The 18,393-nt window shown below is 46.0% G+C and carries 2 protein-coding genes; both read left to right on the plus strand.

The features are described from left to right. Positions 1–46 precede the first annotated feature (46 nt). A complete protein-coding gene (locus NSS80_RS01920; protein WP_342498398.1) occupies positions 47–10,180 on the plus strand; it encodes an amino acid adenylation domain-containing protein in 10,134 nt (3,377 codons plus the stop codon). Between the two features lie 13 nt (positions 10,181–10,193). Beyond that, positions 10,194–18,389: an amino acid adenylation domain-containing protein gene (locus tag NSS80_RS01925; protein ID WP_342498399.1), complete on the plus strand. Its 8,196-nt coding sequence runs from the start codon at positions 10,194–10,196 to the stop codon at positions 18,387–18,389. Positions 18,390–18,393: the final 4 nt, after the last annotated feature.

Genomic DNA, 18,393 nt, shown 5'->3' on the forward strand with positions numbered 1-18,393 from the left:
GATGCACATTGGCAGCCCTGCCTGTCAAAAAAGGAAAGGAACTCATATGAAACCATCAATTATGAACGAATCAAATGTACATGAATCAATGGATAAGATTTTACAAGATGTACAGAGAACCATTTTACAAACCAACGAAATCGAACGCTTCGCTGTTTTTTCTCGTGAAAAAACCATTCGACCGCGGCCATATCACCTCTCTCATTTATTTCTCGACAATCACATGGAGCAGGAGGCCGCAGCTGAATCGATACAGATGCAAACGGCTTCCCCTGCTTTAGCGGACACGCCGCCCGCCCTTTCCTATGGAGGGGATCTAGATGTTAAGGCAGGAGCCCAAACCTTGCAGGACGCTTTAACAGAGGCAGCAAAAACGACAAATGGGCTGACTTATATCGTCAATAGTGAAAATGAACTCACGCAATCCTACGCACAGTTAAAGGAGGATGCTGAGCGGGTTTTGACAGGTTTAAGGGCGCTCGGACTTGAACCGGGTGATCCTGTGTTCTTTCAGTTTTCATCCAATCATGCGATGGTAACAGCCTTTTGGGCGTGTGTGTTAGGGGGATTTGTTCCAACATTAGTGTCCGCTGCACCGACCTATCGGGAAATGAATGCCTCTGTGAAGAAGCTTCATCATGCGTGGCACCTGCTGGAGCATCCGCTCATTTTAACAGATGACTCGCTGATTGATGAGGTGCAAGGCTTAGCTTTATTGTGGCATACAGACAAGTTACGTGTCGCAGCCGTTGAGCCGATGCTTTCTTTAGCAAGAGATATAGAAGCTTATCCCGCGTCACCGGCTGATTCAGTCTTTTTTATCTTAACGTCTGGAAGTACAGGGATGCCCAAATGCGTAGAGCATTCTCATCGAAGCGTGCTGGCGAATGTCAAAGGAACAGTGGCAGCCAATGGGTTTACACAAGAGGATGTGTCGTTAGACTGGATGCCTTTAGATCATATTGGCGGCATTGTGATGTTTCACCTTGTCAATGTGTACACGGGCTGTGAGCAGGTTCGGGCAAGAACAGATGATTTTATCGCTCAGCCGCTGCGCTGGCTTGACTGGATGCACCGCTACCGTGCAACAAAGACATGGGCGCCTAACTTCGCATTTGCGATGATCAATGATTATGAGAAAGATATTTCATCAGGATCTTGGGATCTTTCTGCTATGACCTGTATGATCAATGGGGCTGAAGCGGTCGTACCGAAGACGATTCACCGATTTTTACACTTACTTGCTCCGCACGGCTTAAAGGGAGACGTCATGAGACCGGCATTTGGCATGTCTGAAATCTCTTCAGCCGTTGTCTTCTCTTTTGCGATAGAGCGGGGAGATGAAAGCAGCGGGGTTCTAACCTTTGAGGAAACATCACTCACAGAGCAGCTAAGACCAGCGGAGGCACGTGAGACAGGAACTGTCAGCTTTACAGAGCTGGGAAGACCAATTCCTGGTATCACGATTCGTATCGTTAATCATCAGAATGAGCTTCTTCCCGAAGATCATATTGGCAGTGTGCAAATTAAAGGGCCGACGACAATGAAGGGCTATTACAAGAATGACGAAGCGAATCAAGAAGTCTTTCAAACAGACGGCTGGTTTCACACGGGGGATTTAGGTTTTCTGCACGATGGAAGGCTGACATTAACCGGAAGAGAAAAAGACATGATCATCATCAACGGGAAAAATTATCACAACTATGAAATAGAAGTCATTGCAGAGGAAGTACCCGGCGTCGAAACGAGCTTTGTAGCCGCTTGTTCCGCCCGGATGGAAGCATCTGCATCCGACGAGCTGATTCTCTTTTTTACACCAAAGCTGTATGAACCTTCTTATATCATGAGGGCAAGTCAGAATATCAAATCCCATATTGCAACAAAAATGGGGTTGTCTGCATCTCGTGTGATCCCTGTCCAGAAGCACGCCTTTCCGAAAACAAGCTCTGGAAAAATAGAAAGGGCACAGCTTAAGAAGCGATGGCAGGAAGGCGAATTCGATGAAATCATCAAGGAGCTGGACATCAGACTTGAAAATGAACGCACCTTGCCTGATTGGAGTTTACAAAAGAAGTGGACACCTGCTCCGCTTCATGAAGCGGAAAAACAAACAGAAGGGAATATGGTGATCTTTGCAGACACATTAGGGCTGGCAGATCAATTGAGATCCCTTTCAAGCAATGAACAAACATATATTACGGTTGAACCGGGTCAAGCATTCACACAACTTACACATACACACTTCATCATCCACCCGAATCGGCCGTCTGACTACGAACAACTCTTTGAGACGCTCCGTTCGTATGGCGTTTCGGTGAAACAAATCATTCACCTTTGGAACTACACAACTCAAGAAGACACACTTCATGCAGCATTGGCGAAAGAAGCACAGAAAACTGGCAGCATGAGTGCATTATATGTAACTAAATCGGTCGCTGCCTATGATGAGCCGGTAGAGATCACCTTTGTCTCTGCCAATGCGATGAATTTGCCGGAAGATCAAACACATGATGTGGAGAAAGCAACGACAGCAGGACTGATGACAGCTGTTCAGCATGAATGGCCGTTTATCAAGGTGCGGTGTCTTGATTTTTCTCTGACAGAACCGGATGCTGGCCGTTCTCATGCATCATCGATCATGACAGAGCTCACACATGACACAAGCCATCATATCGCCGCTTATCGTGAAGGTGTTCGTTATACTCCTCTTTTAACACCGCTTCATCTGGAAAAAGAACAAAGGATGAAGAAACCGCCATTTGAATCATCCGGGCTTTACGTGATGACAGGCGGGCTTGGCGGCATTGGGAGGATGCTTAGTGAGTACCTGCTGACATCCTATCAAGCGCATCTAGTGCTGGTTGGAAGAAAAGCGCGGGAGGCTTTATCTGCGGAGCAGCAAGACGTATTGATTTCACTTGAGAAACTAGTGAAAAAGCACGGCGGTACAGTTCTTTATGAAAAAGTAGACATTACTGACGCAAAAGCCATTGAAGCCCTGATCTCAAGAGAGGAGACGGCATTAGGTAAAAGGCTGCATGGCGTTATTCATTTCGCTGGCATCATTCAAGAAGAGCTGGTTCGTGATATGACGTCTGTGTCATTACATGCGATGTACGAAGCGAAGGTATATGGCACGATTGCGCTTCATGAAGCAGCCTCTAAACGGGAGAATGTCTTATTTCTTTCTAGCTCGTCAGCTCGAACGTTAAAGGGCGGGATGACCGTTGGCGCTTATTGTGCGGCCAATGAGTTCGTTGAACAATTTGCTCATTATCAGAGGCTGACATCTACAGTAAAACCGTATTGCTTTAGTTTTAGCATGTGGGATGAGACCGGAATGAGTGAAGGGTCAATGATCAAAGGCATGCTAAAAGAAAGGGGCTATCTCCCGATTCCAAAGCGGGCGGGCATTCAAACAATGCTTGCATGCATGATGACAGAAGTTCCCCTCATTTATATCGGGCTGGATCGATCGAAGCAGGAAATTCAAGAGATGATACAGGGGGAGACTCAAACAGAGCAGGTCATATATGTCTTTTTCAAAACCGATCAAACAAAGGCTGTTGAAGAAAGGCTGTATCAATCCATTTATACGTGTATACAGTCTCGTCTCTCTGGTGAATATTCCGTCCATCTATATCCTGAAGAATACTGGAAAGAAACAGAGGATGGGATGCCGGACGAAGTGCATTTCAATGAATTAATAGAGGAAAGTGGACATGCTTCAGAGGACAGAGCACCTCAAACCGAGACGGAGAAACTCTTGGCACACATTTGGTCCGAACTGCTTGATGTCTCAAACATCAGCTGTGGTGATCATTTCTTTCTACTCGGAGGTCATTCGCTCAAGGCAACGCAAATGCTGTCTGCTGTTAGACAGAAAACGGGATTTGATGTGCCGCTCGCTGTTCTTTTTGAGCATACGAGACTTGGAGAGTTAGCGGAGTGGATTGATTCACATGCCAAAGCCGATGAAGCGATTCTGATACGGAAAATAGAAAAGGGTCAGGAGCTTCCGATGTCCTATGCCCAGCAAAGACAGTGGTTTCTCTATCAATTACAGCCTGATCTGCCATTATACAATAATACGATTTCCTTTCGGATGAATGGACCTTTAGATGTAAAGGTGCTTCAGCGCAGCCTGCAGCAAATGGTGCAAAGGCATGAATCGCTCAGAACATCCTTTGCGATGAACGGCGATGAACCGGTACAGATCATACATGAGCATATGACTCTTCCAGCGCTTGAGGTGGTCGATGTATCAGATCTTTCATCACAGGAAGAAAAAGAACAAAAAGCGGCTGAGTGGGCGAAAAAAGAAGCGGGCACGCCTTTCCGCTTAGAGCATGATGCACTTTTTCGCGCGAAATTAATTCGGCTGTCAGAAACAGATCATTTGCTGCTGATGTCCATTCACCACATCGTGTCAGATGGCTGGTCGATTGGCATTGCCGCAAAGGAGCTGTCCGAATGGTATACAGCGATCATCGAAGGGAGGGAGCCTGATCTCTCACCGCTGCCGATTCAATATGCAGATTACGCACTATGGCAGAAGGAGTATTTGACGGGAGAAACGCTTCAGAAGCAGCTTTCCTATTGGAAGGAGCAATTTGCGGTACCTGTTGAAGAGTTGATGCTGCCGTATGACTACACGCGTCCGGCCGTTCAATCCTATAGGGGAAAAACGAAAAAATACCGCTTATCGAAGCCGCTGTCTGACCAGCTGGCTGCTCTTTCTCAGAAAACAGACAGTACCCTTTATATGACATTACTTTCGGCTTTCTCTACCTTGCTGCATCGATTGTCTTCACAGGATGAGTTTGTCATTGGATCCGTCATTGCCGGGAGAAATCGGACGGAGATGGAGCAGCTCATCGGATTTTTCGTGAATACGCTGGCACTTCGGATCGATCATAGCGGGAATCCGGCTTTCACAGAGCTATTAGAGCGAGTGAAGGAAACAACAATGGGTGCCTATGCGCATCAGGATGTGCCGTTTGAGATGGTCGTGGATGAGCTGAATATTGTACGTGAGGCTGGCAAGCAGCCGCTGTTTCAGGTCATGTTCGTTCTGCAAAACCTGCCCCTTGAAGCTTCTCCGATGGGTGAGGTGACATCTGTTTTAGCTATTGAAGATAATGATACAGCCAAATTCGATCTCTCTCTGTTTGTTTTTGAAGGGGCGGAGGGTCTTCAATTAAAACTAGAGTATGATGCAGACTTATTTTCTGACGACACGATGGAACGGTTCCTTCGTTACTACGAGCAGCTGCTTGCATGTATTTGTGAAAATCCAGCACAGCCGATTAGACAAATGAATTACCTGCCAGAAAAAGAGAGGCATCAGCTGCTCTATGAATGGAGCGGCACAACAGATCAACCAGCAGGCCCGCTTCTCATCACAGAACGGTTTGAAGCACAGGTGAAAAAGACACCTCATGCGATCGCCCTCGAATCTGGGGGAAAACAGTGGACGTATCAGGAGTTACAAGAGAAAGCCGACCGGCTTGCCGCTTATCTGCAGCAGCGAGGAGTGAAGCCGCATGAACCAGTAGGGCTTCTGATCGACAGGTCGCCTGAAATGATTTTTGGGGTGCTGGCGATTGTGAAAGCAGGCGGGGCCTACGTCCCAATTGATCCTGAATATCCAGATGCACGCATTGATTATATGCTGAGGGATACAGGTATTCAGCTGTTACTGACAAAAAATGAATGGCTGAAACAAGTCTCGATCAGTCAAACCGAGCTCATTTGTCTTGATCAGGGGTATGAAGAGTTTTTATCAGAGGCAGAACTCAAGTCTGCTGCTTTAAAACCTGATGGACTCGCTTATATCAATTACACATCAGGATCAACCGGTCAGCCAAAAGGGGTTTTAATTCCGCATCAAGCGGTCATCCGGCTTGTATGTGAAACAGATTATGTCACCCTTAATGAACAAACGCGTATTTTACAAATCGCGAGCTTTTCCTTTGATGCCTTTACGTATGAAATATGGGGAGCCCTGCTCAACGGGGGAAGGCTGATACTGACCGATCGTAATACGATCTTATCAATGGATACACTGGCTGACACGCTGACATCTTACAAGATCACAACAGGATTTCTGACAGTGCCGCTGTTTAACCGATTAACAGAGGAACATCCAGAAGCTTTATCTGGATTCGACGCCTTATTGGTCGGCGGTGATGCTTTGTCAGCTGCTCATATCCGTAAAGCGCTGCCGTATTTACCTGAAGGCCTTTTAAACGGCTATGGACCAACCGAGAATACGACGTTCTCCTGTGTGCATCACATTCGGGCAGTGGATGAGGGGCAGGCAACAATTCCTATCGGTCAGCCAATTGCGTATTCACAGGCCTATGTACTAGACGACCAGCTGCAGCCGGTTCCGCAAGGTGTTATTGGAGAGATTTACGTAGGAGGTACAGGGCTTGCACTCGGATACCTTGGAGATGAAGAAAAAACATCGCAATCATTTATCCCGCATCCTTTCCAAGAAGGAGCGCGTTTATATAAAACAGGCGATATGGGCCGCTGGCTGCCAAACGGCATCATCGACTGCCTTGGAAGAATCGATCATCAAGTGAAAATTCGCGGACACCGCGTCGAATGCGGAGAAATTGAAGCTGCTATGCTGCGCTTTGAAGACATCATAGAATGTGCGGTCATTCCGCATCAGCATGATAGTGGTCATAAGCGATTGATCGGTTATTTTGTCCAAAAGGGCAGCATGACCACGCAAGACATTCGCCATCAATTAAAAGAAATACTGCCAGATTATATGGTGCCAAGCCTATTAATAGAGCTGGAGGAACTCCCGCTCACGGCAAATGGCAAGGTAGACCAAAAACGTCTTCCGCCGCCAGAGTGGAGACAGGAAGAAGTGGACAAACCGGCTGACAGGGCACTCAGTGAGGAAGAGCGTGTACTGGAAAAAGTATGGACTCAGCTGCTCGGTACGCCTTCGATTGGCGTACATGATAACTACTTTGAGCTTGGCGGAGATTCGATTATTGTCATACAAATGGTGGCGCGCTTAGCACAGGAAGGCTATGTCATTCAGCCAAGGGATGTATTTGAAAAACAGACGATTTCACAGCTGGCACTTGCTATGAAAAGGTCAGATGCTGCTGCGTTCTATGATCAGTCGCCTGTCACAGGAGCTGTTCGTCTGCTTCCAATCCAATCATGGTTCTTTGAGCAATCAATGACAAACCAAGATTATTGGAATTTATCAGCGCATATGGAATTCAAGCAATCCATACAGCTAAAGCAGCTGACACAGGTTCTCTCAAAAGTTGTCGATCATCACGATATGCTGAGAGCGATGTATACAAAAACAGCAGATGGATCATGGATTCAAACCATTCGTGCGCCTGGCATCACCCCTTGTGTCACCTTCTTTGATTTGACGGGTGTTTCTCAGGAGGAAGCGCTGGAACAAATCCGCATGGAGACCGCCGCTTGTCAAGGAACGTTGTCATTAGAACGGGGAGAAGTGATCAAAGCCATTCTTTTTCACACAAGTGATGGTACGTCTGAACTCTTTATCGCTGCCCATCATCTTGTAATGGATGGAATCTCATGGCGCATCATACAGGAAGACATATTAAATGGACTGAAGCAGCTTGCGGCAGGGCAGGAAATCGCGCTTGCAAAGAAAACTGCGTCCTATCAGCAGTGGGCAGATGCTCTTTATGAATATGCACAAACCGATCAATTACAAGAGCAGGTTCCTTTTTGGCAAAATATCATCAGTCAAGAGGAAGAGGGTTCTCCTTTTCAAACACCTGCGCTTTTCAATATAGAAGAACATGCAGAGATCCTGTCTATTCAATTGACGAAGGATCAAACAGATATTTTATTAAGACAGGCATCACAAGCGTACCGAACAGAGGTAAACGATTTACTCTTATCAGGACTCACACAAGCCGTTGGAAAGCCGCTGCTCATCACGTTAGAAGGGCACGGACGCGAGGATTTATTTGAACAGATGGATTTGTCACGAACAGTCGGATGGTTTACAAGCTCTTATCCTATTTTTATTCCTTTTATTCAAACCGATATTGAGAGACAAATCAAAGATGTCAAAGAAACCTTAAGAGCTGTGCCGCAAAAGGGAATCGGCTATGGCTTGCTTCAATATATGACAGCATCTCGTTTCCTCAAAAAGGCAGCGCCGCAAATGAGCTTTAATTATCTTGGACAGTTAGATCAAATAGACGGTGAAGCACATCTTTATTTAGCAGATGAACGAAATGGACTTGTACATGATCCAAAAGCAGAAAGACAGCATTTGATCGATGTGTACGGATATGTTGTGAACGGTCAGCTTCAGATGAATTTTATGATAAACCGTGAACTGCTTCAGTATGAAGAGGTGCGCCTGTTACCTGAACGGTTCAAAGAAAAAATGGAGGATATTCTGACGCATTGTGTAGAGACAAAAGGCGGCTTTACGCCATCTGATTTTCCAATGGTTCAGCTGACGCAAGAGCAAATCGATGAGCTTCCAGACAATGTAGTGGATGTGTATCCACTATCTCCAATGCAGCAAGGGATGCTGTTTCATGCTCTATTAGATCAAGCGTCACAGGCGTATTTTGGTCAAGTGCATATGACACTCGTAGGCTTAACGGACGGCGCAGCCTATGAAAAGGCCTGGAATCTGCTTGTAGAGCGGCATTCGATTTTGCGGACAACATTTGCTTGGGAAGGGCTAAAGGAGCCTGTTCAGTTGATTCAATCAGAAGGAAGCATTCATCTCACTCAGCACGATGTGCGCCACCTGAGTGAAACGGATCAGAAGGAAGCTATCCAGCAATATTTGCAAACAGATCGTTTAAAGGATTTCAAACTAGAAGATACGGATGAACCGCTGATTCGTATTGCTTTATTCCATCGTGATGAAAACACATGCACGTTTATTTTTAGCTTTCATCATATTTTAATCGATGGCTGGAGCTTGTTCAGTTTTATTGAAGAATCCTTTTCTTTATACCGCTCTCTTGTGGATGAACGGGAGGTGGATCTTCCTGCTGTACGTCCATATAAAGATTTTATCGAGTGGCTGCAAAAGCAGGATCAAGAGAAGGCGCTAGAGTTCTGGAAAGGTTATATGTCAGGAGTAGAAGAGGCTACACCACTTCCAGGAGACGGCGGGCAGGCTTCGGATGAAGATGCAGGTGTTGATCAGCTAAGTATCAAACTAACGCCCGAGATGCAGCAGAAACTCGAAAAGATGACAGGTAAGCAGAAGGTGACAATGAGCACCTTGATTCAAACAGCGTGGGGGCTGCTTTTGCATCTTCATTCAGGGTCAGAGGATGTCGTATTCGGTGTGACAGTGTCTGGCCGGCCGGCGGACTTACCACAAGTTGAAAGCATGACAGGGCTCTTTATTAACACATTGCCGCTCCGTTTGCCGATTACGCCAGAGTGGACCATTTCCAAGCTGCTGGCACATACGCAGGACACAGTTTTTCAGATGCGGGAATTCGAATATACCGTACTGCCAGATATTCAGCAGCTGACCCACATCCCGAATGGAGATTCATTGTTTAACAGCATTGTCGTGTTTGAAAACTATCCGATTGAATCTATCGAGCCATACGGGGTACGCATTTTAGACATTGCAAGTCATGAAGAAACGAACTATGACCTGACCCTTGTGGCAGTTCCGGGAGATACGCTGGAGCTTCGGGTCACCTATCGTTTCAATCAATATACAGAAAAGCAAATACAAGCGCTGATGCAGCAGCTGATCCACACACTTGAAGCTATGACAGAACAAATGGAGACACCCCTCTCTTCCTTCACGATCGTGACGAATGAAGAAAAAGAGCGGATGATCACCGATTGGGCGAAAAATGCACAAGTCAACGTGCTGTACCCAGATCAAGAAGAGGTCTATTCAGGTGTGCATAATCCTTCCTGTGAGACGGAAATATATGTCCTGAGCGAAGAGCATCAGCTCATGCCGGTAGGATTTTCTGGAGATATTTTTATCGGTGCAAAGGACATCAAAGCAATTTGCGGGGAGCTTGCCGATTGGATGGAGACGCATAAAATTCCGCATCCATTCAAACATCAAACTGGCGAATACCTCTATCCGACAGGGGATGTCGGCGTTTGGACTGAAGAAAACAAGATTCAGATTTTGGATTGGATGTAGGAGGAGAAGAACGATGCTAGTGAGTAGACGAAAAGGACATGCAGCAAATCATATCGTCAGAATCAACGGAAAACGGATGGATCTTAAAGCATTAGAGCAAGTCATGATGCTTCATTTTCCACTAAAGGAATGTGCAATCATTCCGAAGAAAAATCAAGAAGGCAGTCTATCGCTTGTGCTATTTGCACAGGCGAAGGACGCTTCGTTGACAAGAGAGGATCTGAAGAAAGGTCCGCTTCATCCTCATGAAGTGCCGGCCGCTCTCGTCTTATTACCTTCTTTGCCAAAGACAGAAAGTGGAGCAGTCGACACAGAGGCACTGCTTTCAATTGAAATCATAGATCAAGAGGAATTAAGAAAGATAGAAGAGCGCACCAAAGCTATAGATGGAGTAGAGGAAGCGGCCGCTTTCATTGAAAGTCAGTCAGAAAAACGCATGCCCTATCATCTAGATGACCTGTTTCCTGATCGACAGCGTACTCAAGGGAACGGAACGCTTTCGAAAAGTGAAGCGGGCGAAGCAAAACCATCATCTCTACATGAGAAGCCGCCCGCACTTGTGTATGGCGGAGATGTGATTAAAAAACCAGGCACACCTGTCACACTGACAGAGGTGCTGATTCGATCAGCCTTTATGTCACCAGACCGCGGGGTGACTTATTTGAAAGAAGGCGGGCGTACGTTGACCCAAACATATCCTGAATTACTAACTAGCGCTGAACGGATTTTGTCCGGTTTAAGGGCAGCAGGACTGTCAAACGGCGATCAAGTGTTACTTCAATTGAAAGACCATCAAGATTTTATCACGGTGTTCTGGGGCTGTATTCTCGGAGGAATCATTCCAACCCCAGTCTCTGTGCCGCCTGTTTATGATGAAGTGAATCAAGGTGTGAATAAGCTGAAGGGCGTGTTTCAGCTGCAAAATGAACCTTTCATTATTACGAATGAAGCAAGTGCTGAGGACATTGCTGGGCTGCGTGACACATTTGAAGCAAAGGTCGTGCCTATCTTAACAATTGAAGCATTGCTGGCGTATGAACCAGATGAACAGCATTATGAGCCGGAGCCGGATGAGCCTGTGCTGCAGCTGCTGTCTTCAGGAAGTACGGGTGTACCAAAGTGTATCCGTCATCATCATCAAAGCATTTTATCTAGAATTATAGCCTTTGAGCAGGTAAACGGCTTTACACATGAGGATGTGTCGCTTAACTGGATGCCGCTTGATCATGTTGGTGGAATTGTCATGTTTCATGTACATGACGTCTACCTTGGCTGCCAGCAGATAAGCCCATCCATCGATCAATTTATCGAGCAGCCGATGGTGTGGCTGGATTGGGTAGAAACATACGGGGTCACAAGGACATGGGCACCAAACTTTGCCTTTGCCATGATGAATGAATATGAAGACGACATTCGTAAGGGAAACTGGGACCTGTCTACTCTGACTTATATCATGAATGCAGCCGAAGCGGTTGTTCCGAAAGTCACGCAGCGCTTCATGCACATGATGGGCCAGCACGGATTAAACCGTCATGCAATGGTACCTGCTTACGGTATGTCAGAAACATCCTCAGCCATTGTTCAGTCAAAGAAATTTATGCGGAACAGTGAACAGGATGGACAGCTGACGATTGATCAAACCTCGTTAACAAGTGAGATTGAATATGTGACGCACGATCATCCGAACAAGATGACGTTTACAGAAGTCGGCACGCCGATTCCGTCTGTATGGATTCGAATTGTAGATGAGCATCACGAGGTGCTGCCAGAAGATCAGGTTGGGCGCTTGCAGGTGAAGAGTCCAACAATTATGATGGGCTACTATCAAAATGAAGAAGCCAATCAAGAAGTATTTGCGGAAAACGGCTGGTTTCACACAGGGGATTTAGGGTTTATTCATGAAGGGCGTCTCGTTCTGACAGGTCGAGAAAAAGACATCATTGTCATCAACGGCGCTAATTATTTGAATTACGAAATTGAAGCTGTTGTAGAAGAGGTGGACGGAGTCGAAGTCACCTTTGCCGCTGCGTACGGCATTTATAATCCCGAATCAAGCAATGACACGCTTGCCGTCTTTTTTGTCTCACAAAGGGATTCAATAGAGGAACAAATCACGATGATTCAACAGATTAGAGAAGCCATCATTCGAAAAATCGGCATAGAGCCTGATCACATCATACCGGTGAAAAAAGATCAATTTCCGAAAACGGAGAGTGGGAAAATTCAGCGTGCCCAGTTAGGCGCAGCACTAAAAGAAGGAGCCTTCCGTGACATTGAACAGGCACTGGATCTTGCTTCTGAAAATGAACAAACACTCCCAGATTGGTTTTTCAAACGCATTTGGGCTAAGGAGCATATCGGTCCAACTCAGCCTTTTGCTGATCATGTACTCGTTTTCGAGGATGAAAAAGGGCTGTATCAATCGCTTTACGCCCAATTTGAGCAAAAGAAACAGCCATATATTTCTGTGAGAAAAGGGCATGAATTTTTGCGTCTGTCCAAAGGGATGTACCAGATGAACCCGAGAATCAAGGGGGATTACGTCAGGCTCATTGCCGCGCTTGAAGCAGATGAACTAAAGATCGGGCGTATGCTCCATCTGTGGAATGTGTCAGACAAAGAAGACATCGTTGATCCTGCGCAGTTCAAAGAGCTGCATGCCAGCACCAATCAATCCATTTTGTACTTGTATCAAGCATTGAGACAAGCAAATAAAGAGCCCATCCGTCTTGTCGTTGTGACAAAAGGTGGTCAATTTGTGAAGCCTGAAGATGATCTTCATGTGGAGAAAACGCCGCTTGTAGGTCTGCTAAAAACCATTCCGCAAGAATGGGAAGGAGCAGAGGTGTCTCATCTTGATATTGAAGCGGAGAATGTAGAACAGGATGCCAAGCATATTGCGGAAGAATTGTCTGCGATTCATATAAAAGCGGAGGTGTCCTACCGAAATGGGGACAGGTTTGTACCAAAGCTGGAAAAAGTCAATATGATCGAAGCGCCTCAAACAGAAGGTTTTTTAGAATATGAAGGTCTTTATTTATTAACTGGAGGACTTGGCGGGATTGGGTTTGAGCTGTCTAAGCAAATGCTCCAATTTGGCTTAAAGCTCATATTGATTGGACGGACATCTCTGGAAGACAGCTTGGAAAAGAAAGAAGCCTTCTCACAGCTTAAAGATGTTGGTGACGTCATTTATATCCAAGCAGATGTGACCGATTTACGTGACATCGAGCAGGCGATTTATGAAGCAGAAAAGCATTTTGGACAATCAATCCGGGGTGTGCTGCATTTGGCCGGTGCTGGTCATGTGTCTGAGCATTTTCAGCAGGCGGACAAGTATACACTGGCTCATACGTCAGAAGAGGATTTCACAAAAGAAATGTCAGGGAAAGCAGACGGAGCATGGGTCCTGCAGGAAGCCTTTAAGTATGATCCGACAGTACCGCTTGTCTTTTTTGGATCGGTCAATGGCTTTTTTGGCGGCACAACATTTGGGGCATACTCTGCGGCCAACAGCTTTTTAGATGGACTCGCGCATGCTCTCACCTTTCAAGAAGGAAGACGAGCGATCTCTTTGAACTTCAGTATGTGGGATAATCTCGGTTTGTCTAAGGGGCATACCGGAGCAGCTCTCACCGTTCGCAAGGGATTTCAATTGATTGGAAAGAAACAAGGTCTCCATTCATTATGTTTAGGTGTCCGGCTCAATGAAGCGCATCTGTTTATCGGTCTGGACGGAGCAAATCCAGACATCGCCGGGTATCTTCAGCCAGCTCCAATACCGGTCTTTGAGAAAAAGCTTTTTTACACCGTTCAGCCTGGCAAAGAAGTGCATGTTGAAGAGATCACGAGCATCTCAAAAGGCAAATGGGACATTCAGCAAGTACAGGAAATACCGAAAAAGCAAGATGGCTCTATTGATCATGAAGCACTCAAATTGAATCATGACAAAAACGGACAAAGCCTTGAAAAGCAATTGCCAGAAACGAAGACAGAGCAGCTTCTTGCCGCCATATGGGAGGACATTTTAGATGTAGATCGCGTGTATAAAGAGGATCAATTTTTCGACCTTGGCGGACATTCACTAAAGGCGACTCAAACCATTTCCCGGATCAATCATGAATTTTCAATGAAGGCGCCTTTAAAAATATTATTTGAAAGCAAACATCTGGCACATCTGGCGCAAATGGTTGATGACATCAAAGGAGCGTCAGTCGTTCAGGAAGCCAAAATTCCAAAGCTTGAAAAGCAAACAAGCTATGAGCTGTCACATGCTCAGAAGCGTATTTGGTTCTTATCGACATTAGAAAAGAGCCATCATTACAATATATTAGGTGCTTGGAAGCTGACAGGACCATTACACATTCAAGCATTAACAAAAGCGATTGGCCTTTTAACAAAGCGGCATGAAGCACTTCGGGCAGTATTTAAATCACTTGGCGGCAAGCCGGTTCAACTTATTCGCGAAGACCTTCCGCCATCTGTGACTGTGGCAAATTTCTCGTTATTTAATGAAAAAACAAGAGCGAGAAGGCTCAAGCAGCTCATTCAGCAAGAGGCAGACCGCGTTTATGATTTAGAAAGAGGACCTCTTGCGCAGTGGACGATAGTAGATATGGGCAAGGAGGAGTATTATCTCCTTTGCGCGCAGCACCACATCATTTCAGATGCATGGTCACTCAGCCTGCTCATTCAGGAATTAGAAGTGGCATATGACGCGCTGCTTGCAGATGAAACGCCGCTACTCCCAGCTTTAGAAATCGAATGGACAGACTATGTACATTGGGAAAATGAACAATTAAAGCATCATCAAGCAGACAAAACCTATTGGCTCAATACGTTACAAGGTGAACTTCCAGTGCTGGAGCTGCCGTTTGACCGTCCTCGTCCGCCGGTTCAAACATTTAACGGTGCTACAGAGCAAATCGTACTGGATGAACCGCTTATCCGCCGCTTGCAGGCTTTGTCCAAGCAGCAGGGCACGACATTGTTCATGACGATGCTGTCCGCGTACTATGTCCTGCTTCACAAGCTGTCCGGACAGACAGATATCATCATTGGATCGCCTATCGCGGGCCGGGATGTCAAGCAATCAGAGCAGCTCGTTGGGATGTTTGTGAATACACTTGCGCTGAGACAGGACGTCTCAACAGCAGAGCCGTTTGCCGATCTTTTGGAAAATGTGAAAGAGATGACGTTAAAAGCCTTTGAACATCAGCATTATCCATTTGACAAGCTTGTCGATGATCTTTCGTTAGATCGAGATTTAAGCCGGTCACCTATTTTTCAGGCAGCCATGGGGTATGTCACCGATTCGCTCGATGTAAATCTCAAAGGACTGACAAGTGAACATGTGATGGTCCATCATACAGTATCTAAATTTGATCTCACCCTGCATATATTTGAACAGGAAGAGCAGCTGTCGATTCATGTGGAATACAATACGGATTTATTTGATCAAGAGACCATCCAACGTTATATGAACTATTATCTCCATTTGTTAGATGGCATGACGGCTCAGCCTGAGCGTACATTTGCTGATTATTGCTTAATGGACAAAGCGGAACAGGCGGCGATGATTCTAGGAAAAAATCAAACGGAAACGCCTTATCCAAAGCGTACGCTTCAAGAATTGTTTGAAGAGCAGGTGCAGCGTGATCCGCATCGTATTGCCTTGTTCTATATGGATGAGCATATGACGTATGAAGCTTTGGATAAGAAGGCGACAAAGCTTGCTGCTTACTTGCAGTCAAAAGGAATTGGACCAGGCTCCCTTGTCCCGATGCTATTTGATCGCTCCTTTGACATGATTGTTTCGGTACTAGGAATCATCAAATCTGGTGCTGCATATGTTCCGATGTCACCTGAATATCCTGATGCACGCATCCGTCTCATCGTTCGTGATACGCAAAGCGATGTGGTCATCACTCAGTCTCATCTTGCAGATCGTCTAGTATGCTTTACAGGTACAAGGATTATCATGGACAAGCCAATACCAGAAACAAATGCAGGTTATCAAAGAGAAGCATCGATCATAGGTGAAGACCAGATCGCCTATGTCAATTACACATCAGGTTCAACAGGTACACCAAAAGGCGTGATGCTTCCTCATGCAGGAGTTGTCCGCTTAGTTAGAGAAACAAACTATATCAAGCTCGGTCCAGATGACAAAATGCTTCAGCTCTCAAACTATGCTTTTGATGCTTTTACATTTGAATTATGGGGGATGCTGCTGAATGGCGGTCAGCTGATTCTGCTCCCAAAATATGCAGCACTGAATATGGAAGAATTAACGAAGTTCATCAAAACGCATCAAGTCACAGCCAACTGTTTGCCAACCGCTTTATTTAATCGACTGGTGGAGCACGATCCGAAAAGTGTGGCAGGCTACCGCACATTACTCGTTGGCGGGGAAGCTATGTCTAGTGGGCATGCACGAAAGGCACTGCCGCATATGGAAGGTGTGCTCGTCAATGCTTACGGTCCAACAGAAAACACGACATTAGCCACAACACATCAAGTCACACATGTGCCAGCAGGCGCAAAATCAGTTCCAATTGGTGTGCCAGTGTCGAATTCAACTGTCGTCATACTGGACGATGCGCTCAATCCAGTACCAGCAGGCGTCAAAGGAGAAATTTATATCGGTGGAACTGGCCTTGCGAAAGGCTACCTTCATGATCCAGAGCAGACAAAGGAGCGGTTTATTGACAATCCTTTCCCTGAACTAAAGGGAGACAAACTGTATCGTTCAGGCGACCTTGGTACATGGCGGTCAGATGGCACCATTGAATATCTTGGCCGAAAAGATCACCTGGTGAAAATTAGAGGCTACCGAATTGAATGCGGAGAAATTGAGACAGCCCTGCTCAAGCATTCACAAGTCAAAGAATGTACAGTCATCGCCAAAACGTATGGCAGCTCAAAACGGCTGGCGGCCTACCTTGTGACAGATGGAGAAAATCCTGTTCCGGGCTGGAAAGCCTTTTTGCAGGAAAGCCTGCCAGGCTATATGATTCCAAGTTACTTTGTCGTACTGGATGAACTGCCGGTGACAACGAACGGGAAGGTTGATCAAAAAGCATTGCCAGAGCCAACAGAAACAATTTCCCTTTCCCATGATGACGACAAACCGGTCACCGAAACGGAGGAGCGGATTGTCGCAGCTTTCAAGGAAGTGCTTGGTGTGAAGCAAGTAGGTATGCATGACTCCTTCTTTGATCTGGGCGGCGATTCCATTATGAGTATTCAGGCTGTGGCCAAATTAAAAGAAAAAGGTGTTCGTGTTGATCCAAAATGGATTTTCATGCACCCGGCGCCTGCGCAATTAGCCGCACATTTGGACGCAGTGCCAGAAGCCGCTGAGAACATCGAAAGGTCTCCGAAGGACTACGTGATCGATCTGAAAAAAGGCGATACAGCCGAACCGAGAATATTCTTCGCGCCGCCTGCTGGTGGAACAGTGATGGGCTATATTGATGTTGCTAAGCTCATGACACATCAAGGGGCTGTGTACGCCTTGCAGTCTCCTGGCCTATATGAGGATGAAGAGCCGCAATTCCTCCATTACACGGAGCTTGTAACCCTTTTTATTGAAGCTATTGAGACGTTCTACCGTCCGGGGATTGACTATCTCGCAGGGCATTCAATGGGCGGGCATCTTGCCTACGGAATGAATCAGCGGCTCTGCCATGCAGGAAAAGCACCGAAAGGACTCATCATTTTAGATACGGTCCCAGTGCTAAGAGATGAGGCAGATCAGGCACTTCATGCCGATATGAACGAAGAAGAAGTAAAAATGCTCGCACTTGTCCTTGGAATGGGGAACCTGGTCGGCATTCAGCCAGAAGCTTTACAAGGATTGAGCTTCCAAGAAGTAAAGCAGAAAATTCTCAAAGAGGCAGAAAAGGATGAAGTTGTTCATCAATTCATGAATGATCAATATTTAGATAAATATTTGCAAATGCAAACGCATAATACGATCATGTCACAAGCCATTGAATTAGAAAAAGAACCATTCCCTGTGCCATTTTATATTGTCCAAAGCAGTGATCACGCAAGCGATTTCCAGAAGAAGTTCGCAGACTGGGAGGCTTATACGAAAGAGTCGTGCTCGTATTACCACATCAAAGGCGACCATGTCACCATGATGAAAAGACCGCAGGCAGATGAACTGGCACGGATTCTTCAAACGATTATAAAGGGGTAAAGAC

Source organism: Bacillus sp. FSL M8-0350 (genome assembly GCF_038593345.1).
GTDB lineage: Bacteria > Bacillota > Bacilli > Bacillales > Bacillaceae > Bacillus > Bacillus safensis.

Excerpts from the sequence above, each read along its gene's own strand:
- NSS80_RS01920 (WP_342498398.1), top strand. The coding sequence starts at position 47 with ATGAAACCATCAATTATGAACGAATCAAATGTACATGAATCAATGGAT.
- NSS80_RS01925 (WP_342498399.1), top strand. The coding sequence starts at position 10,194 with ATGCTAGTGAGTAGACGAAAAGGACATGCAGCAAATCATATCGTCAGA.